Source organism: Roseimaritima sediminicola (assembly GCF_009618275.1).
Lineage (GTDB): Bacteria > Planctomycetota > Planctomycetia > Pirellulales > Pirellulaceae > Roseimaritima > Roseimaritima sediminicola.
Window position 1 is genome coordinate 1 of the sequence record NZ_WIAD01000095.1, and the last position, 6,092, is coordinate 6,092.

Consider the following 6,092-nt stretch of genomic DNA (forward strand, 5'->3'; position numbering starts at 1 on the left):
GGAGTGAGGGGGGGAAGACCGAGGAGTAGTAGCGTTACCGTATCTCGATGCGGTGCACAGCTTGGAAATCGCATGCAATGAGTCATTCCGTTGCACCCGAGCCCCCTCACCCCCGGCCCCTCTCCCACCACCGCTTCACTCGCTGACGCTCGCGGCGCCGCGGGGGAAAGGGGAGAAAACATTGCATTCTATCGCCCCGAGCCGTACATAGATTCCGTTAGCGCCAACAAATTTCAAATCGCCCATCCCAATGGCCGATTTGCAATGTTCATTTTGCAATTTGCAATTCCCCCCTCTCGACCGCTTGCTTTTCTTGCGAGTGTCTTCGGCTCCAAAGTCTGGCGACTTCAGCTACGTGGGGTTCGTTCCAAAGTCTGGCGGCTTCGGCTAGGGGGAGTCGTCGCGGTGTTCGACCGGGGTGTCCCCGGGGTCGCCTTCGAAGGGCAAACCGTTCTCTTCATCCAACCAGCGGCCCAGGTCGATCATCTGGCACCGCTCGCAGCAAAACGGCGGCGTGGGAGTTTCGTCCAAGAGAAAGCGGCGATTGCACGTCGGGCAAACAACGTAGCCGGTGGGTGGTTCGGACGCAGACGCCAAAACACGGTTCCTTTGGGACAAGCAGCGGCGGGGTCGAACGAACGGGTGCGACCGCCGGTGACGCTGCTGGGAAACAGGATAAATGCGAACGGGGGAAGGCGGTGTTTGCGACGGCTTGCCGTCCGCCTCTTCGATTCTAGCGGTTGGCGGACGCGAGATCAGGGGCCTACTGCATGTAGGGCAGGCGGCGACCCTGGCGGCGGGCGCTGGAGAGTTGCTGCTGTAGGTCCTCCAAGGGGATCGCCTGGGTGGGGATGGTCAGCAACGATTCGTTGTCGATCTCCAGCCCTTCCTGGCGATTGATCACCACGTCGACCTCGTCCTCGAGCACCTCCAGCCAGGCGGGCAGGTCCAGACCGGCGCCGGCCGGATGCTCGGTCAGCGCGTCGGCTTCTTTCCGCAGCAGTTCAAACTCGGTGCTGTCGAGCCCTTCGCGGGCGTTGCGGATCGACGGTTCGACCAGCCCTCGCATGCGGTCGATCGTCATCGGCTGGACAAACCGCTCGAGGATGCGGTCGGCCACCGAGGGCATTCGCATCGAGTACTGCTGTTGCAGCCGCCGCAGGCGTTTGACGTACACCTCGGCTTCTTCGCCGATGCGTTCGGACAGCGAACGCTGCCAGCGCATCGCCGCCACTTCGAAACCGTCGCGGACGAGGATCTCGTGGGCCCACATCACGGGCCGCAGGTTCCAGGCGATGCGGTCATAGCGGACGCGCAGTCGCAGGAAGTCCAAGAACATGTAAATCAATTCACCGCGATCGCTCTGCGTCGTCGTGCTGGTGTAGTCCAGGTATTCCGAGTGATGGTCGAGGATGGTTTCGTAAACGATCGTCAGGTAGTGCTGGGCTTCGTCGCGGTCCAGCGGTCCATCCAGATCGGCCAACAACTGGATGTCGGCCATCGAACCGGGGTCTTCCTGCAACTGTCGCAGCCAGTTGTCGACGCCCTGATGCAGGATGGCGCGAATATTCCCCAGGCCCAGGAACGTCTGACAGAACAGCGGTTCGCCGTAGGTCTGGATGAATTCGACCAGGCGTTGCCAGCGTTTGGGATCGGACACCGTTTCCAGGGCCGACAGGCGCAGCGAGCGGCTGTGGGTCAGCCAGCTGGCCAACATGGTTTCGGTCAACGACTCCAGGACCGGGATCAGGGTTTCGGTCCGCTGCTCGCTGGACTTCGCCGGCCACTGCCTGGCCGCGTGCGTGGTGGCTTGGACCAGCGACCGGAAACCGATCTTGAACAGGCCGTCGAATTCGGTCACCGCTCCCGGACCGATCGGGTTCTGCTGCTCCATCATCCGCGCCGCTTCGAGCAACTGGCAGGATTCAAAGACCAATCCCCGCCGCGGCAACCAACGCAACAGATGCAACAATACGCGTTGCCGCAGCCGGGCCACGAAGATCTTGACCGGATCTCCGCCGCGGACCAGCGGAATATACAGCAGGCTCTTGGTGCGGACCGCGCGGAGCAGGGGCGGGAACTCTTCTCGCATCCGCTCGCAGTCGCCGGCGACCAGGGCCGCATACAGCCGCACCGCCTGTTGATCGTCTTCGCCCATGCCCGCCAGGAGGGCTTCTTCCAGCGGTTCGCCATTGTGTTCGGCCATCAGGACGCCGACCAATAACCGCCGGGCATCGCTGGTTTCGACCGTCGTCGCGATGATCCGTTCGAGCAAGGCGTCGCGGACCACTCGCTGCCGGTCGTAGCGGGTCATAGCCGTGCTGTTGGTGCCCGAGGCTCGGACGCGGTAGTTGCGGACCGAATCCAATAACTGCAGCAACCCCTGGCGGTTGATCGTCGCTTGACGAGCCCACTCTTTGAGCGTTTCTTCGCGGCCGGCGAGCATTTCCGGACTCGCTCGGCGCTGCGATTCGCGCTGCGCGATCACGCCCATATCGGCGGCCATGACCCACATCCGCGCAAGCGCGACGTGGAATTCCAGATGGTCGCCCACGCGACGCGACTCCGATTCCAGCGAGTCCTGGTTGTCCTCGTCCTGGGCGCCGGGATCGAAGACGGCCCCCTCCATGCCGTCATCGGTACTGTCGCGGTAGGTAACCCCTTCGTAGGCCGCGTCAAACAGGCCCTCGTCGCCGTCTTCATCGTCTTCGGCGGCGTCGTCGGGCGTCGTCAGTTCGGCGTCCAGATCGGCCAGGGTGCGATCCCAGTCTCGCTGTGGGGCCGGACCGCCGATCGAAAACGTGGGTGGGTTCCAGAACGATTCCGCGTTGGCTTCGACCTGTTCGAAGAACCGCTGCGTCAGGGTCCAGACGCTGTCGATCCGGCCGCCCGCGCCGGCGACCGCCAGCGGTTCGGCCGTGCCGGCAGAGGGTGGCGCCGCCGCCGTGCCGTCTGTTTCTTTCGCCGCTTCGGCAGCGGTTTCTTTCCCGGCTTGCGCTTCCGCTTGGCTCTGGCCGATCTGGCGCAGGCGGAACAGCCACCGCTGGGCCAGCATCGGCCAGGAACTGTTGCCGCGTCGCAGCCCGACCGTCTCGGCGGCTGCTAACCAGTGAATCAACAAGGCTCGCGATGCCACAAAGTCCTGACGCTCCAGCAACGCGTCGATCACCAACGCGTAAGCGCGAGGCGAATCGAACATGTCGGCGTGCTCGGCCCAAAAGCTCACGTCGCCGGCCGCCGCGCCGCCGCGATGCCAGACCCGCAGCGCTCGGGCGACCAGCTGCGCCGACTCGTAGGATTCCAGCGGGTCGGTCGCCTGCAGGTCCTCGATCGTATGGGCCGAGAACTGCCGCCACCACTCGGCCGTCTCGCGATAGGCCGACGCCAGGTTCTGGTAATGGTCCTGGTCGTCGCGAGCGGCCGCTTCGCTCCAGACCCTCGCCATGTAACCGAACAGGTAATCGGTCAATTGGATTAATTCGTCCACACGATGATCGTGCATCGCGCTTTCGGCACAGTGGAAACGCGCATAGTTGCCACCGAAACCCAGGATATCCCAGGGATCGACCAGAGCCCCGCAGCCGATGCCGCGTTTGATCAAGCCGACGATTTGGTCGGGCATGGTGGCGGCCAGGTCCAAGTCGCCGCGGCGCAGCGCGGCCAGGCCCCGCATCATCAAACAGTCGATCCGGCACATGATCCGCGCCGACGGGGCGTTGACCGTATCGGCTTCGTCGTTGGCCGCGTCGGGGTATCCCATGCGGGCGTACAGGCGAGCCAGGTGTGCGTGCTGTTGTTGCCCGGCTCGTTGGCTGGCCAGGGCGGCGTTGAGGTGTTGCCGAGCGGCACCGAAGGGCTGCTGTCGCAGCTGTTGCTCTTCCCGCAGTCGCTCCGCGTGCCCGCCGTCCATCTTCGATAAGAGGTCTTCGTAGAAGGCGTCCCGAAAGCGTGCGATCGGCGTGATCAAGGAACTGAGCGTGACCTCGCTGGAATGCGCCCCCGGACCCCAGCCGCTGACCGCCGACGCCATCAGCATCGTGCCGGCCAGGACCGCCGCGGCTTCGAAGTGAATCTCCTCGCGGGAGATGTCATGGTTCGGGTCGTCCAGCCGGCTCAGCAACGCATCCAGCGTGACCTGCTGGACGACGAACCGGCTGTAATGGCCGTCGGCGTCGATGGCGTGCGGATCCCACTGACCGAACTGGTAATTCGGTCGCTTGTTGACCGGATGGTCGAAGTCGTAGGCCCGCGGATCGATCGACAATTCTTGCAGCCGCGCCAGGTCGAAGTGCGCGGCCTGGAGGATGGCCGGATCGGTCGCCTGGAGAATCTCCAGCACCTGATGAAACAGGCGGTGGTAGGCGCCTTCGCTGCAGCCGGCGCCGGCAACGAACATCGGAATCGGCGCGACCCATTCGTGCCGATACGGTTCGCACTGGCGGTTCTCCAGCTGGGCGACGGGACGGTAACCGACGAAATCGTTCAGCTCCGCTACGGCCTGCTCGACGACCCACTGGTCGTCGTCGCTGCGGCCGATCAGCCCCAGGACCACCTCGGCACAGCGGCCCAGAAAGAAACCGTTGAACAACAGTTCCGGCGCCTGGTGGAACAGCAGGTCCTTGTGGAAATCCAGATACGCCGGCGGCAGCTTGCTGAACACGATCTCGACCACGCGACGGGCCTGCGAGACGTCTTCAAAGGCCGCCGTCGTCCCTTCACAACGCTCCAGCGTCTGGTCCAGCCACAGCTTGACATCAAACCACGGCGGTTTGCCGGCCAGGACTTGGCCGGCCGAGGCCACCGCATGCAGACTGTTCAGGTTGCGCAACGTGACGAGATCCCGCGCACCGGAGGAAAAATTAAGGTATCCGGCTACCTGCAGCAGTTTTTCTTCTTGTGACGACAAGAGCGGTGTCATGGGAAAGGGGCTCGAACGCCCAGGGAGATCGTCGGCAGGGGGATGCCGCCTTCCGGTGGCGACGCTGGGACTCAATCTATGAAAGGCGCGTCGGTTGGTCTAGGAGGCCGAAGCAGGACGGGAATCGAAGCCCCCCGAATTGCCTCGGCAGCCCGTTTTCCAGCGTTTTCCGCCGGTTTCGGCTGTCCAGCCGCGCGGTCGGCCGGGACGGCCGGAGCGTCAATGGATGGAACATGTCCATTGCATGCATTTTTAAGCCGGGCAATGGCTAGCATCGTTCCGTTGGAGCAAGGGGTGCCGCCGGGGAAGACGGCTTCTGCGTCGGGTTCACGAGGGTGTGGCAGCCGGCGAAACGGTGTTTTTCAAGGAAAACCTTAGGGTTTTGCCGGTCAACCGGGTTGCCAAGCGCCCAGCGAGACTCTTAAATCTGTCCATCCTCAGCCGCATGCGTCGGCCGCGAAACATTCCCAGATTTCACTACTTCACCAACGCCACTGAAAGGTCCCTCATGGCCAAAGCTCCTGCGAAACCGTTGACCAAAACGCAAATTATTGCGAATCTCGCCGAAGAGACCGAGCTGAGCAAGAAAGACATCGCCGCTGTCTTTGACGCGCTCTCGGATGAGATCGAAAAATCGCTGAAGTCGGCTGGCCAGTTCACCATCCCCAGCCTGTGCAAAATCTCCGTCAAGCACGTCGAAGCCAAGCCCAAGCGCAAGGGACGTAACCCGGCCACCGGCGAAGAAATCTGGCTGAATCCCAAGCCGGCCAGCAAAAAGCTGACCATTCGCCCGCTGAAGAACCTCAAAGACATGGTCTAAGCTCCGGCGGGCCGCCGCCCCGCCTTGTCGTAGCCGAAGTCGCCCGACTTTGGACCGGGGCGAGGCGTAGCCGGTAGCACACTCTCCAAACTCTGGCGAGTTCCGCTGCGGCAAGATCCGCTGCGACCAATTCAGCTACGGCTGATTCAACAACAATGCAAAAGGCTGCGTGGGGCACCGACGTAGCCTTTTTTCGTGCGCGTGTTTTACCCGTAGCCGAAGGTCGCCTGTAGTCGAAGTCGCTAGACGTTAACGCCTTTCCGGGGCGCTAGAAGGATTGCAAATTGCAAAATGAACATTGCAAATCGGCCATGGCGATGACTGAGTTGAGATTTGCTGGCTCCGGCGGAATCT

General features: G+C 62.9%; 3 protein-coding genes. 1 reads left to right on the top strand and 2 read right to left on the bottom strand.

The genetic code is table 11. The annotated features are described in order from the left end of the window. Positions 1 to 387: 387 nt before the first annotated feature. The gene (gene yacG, locus GE027_RS22215) at positions 388 to 597 is read right to left on the bottom strand and encodes a DNA gyrase inhibitor YacG (protein WP_153559429.1); all 210 of its coding nucleotides are present in this window, start codon (positions 595 to 597) and stop codon (positions 388 to 390) included. A 166-nt stretch (positions 598 to 763) separates the two neighbouring features. Continuing rightward, entirely contained in the window at positions 764 to 4,918 is a 4,155-nt protein-coding gene (locus GE027_RS22220; RefSeq protein ID WP_162006887.1) for a hypothetical protein, read from the bottom strand. Between the two features lie 337 nt (positions 4,919 to 5,255). Between GE027_RS22220 and GE027_RS23500 the strand changes: the two genes are divergently transcribed. Continuing rightward, positions 5,256 to 5,738: an HU family DNA-binding protein gene (locus GE027_RS23500; protein WP_237607732.1), complete on the top strand. Its 483-nt coding sequence runs from the start codon at positions 5,256 to 5,258 to the stop codon at positions 5,736 to 5,738. Positions 5,739 to 6,092 lie beyond the last annotated feature (354 nt).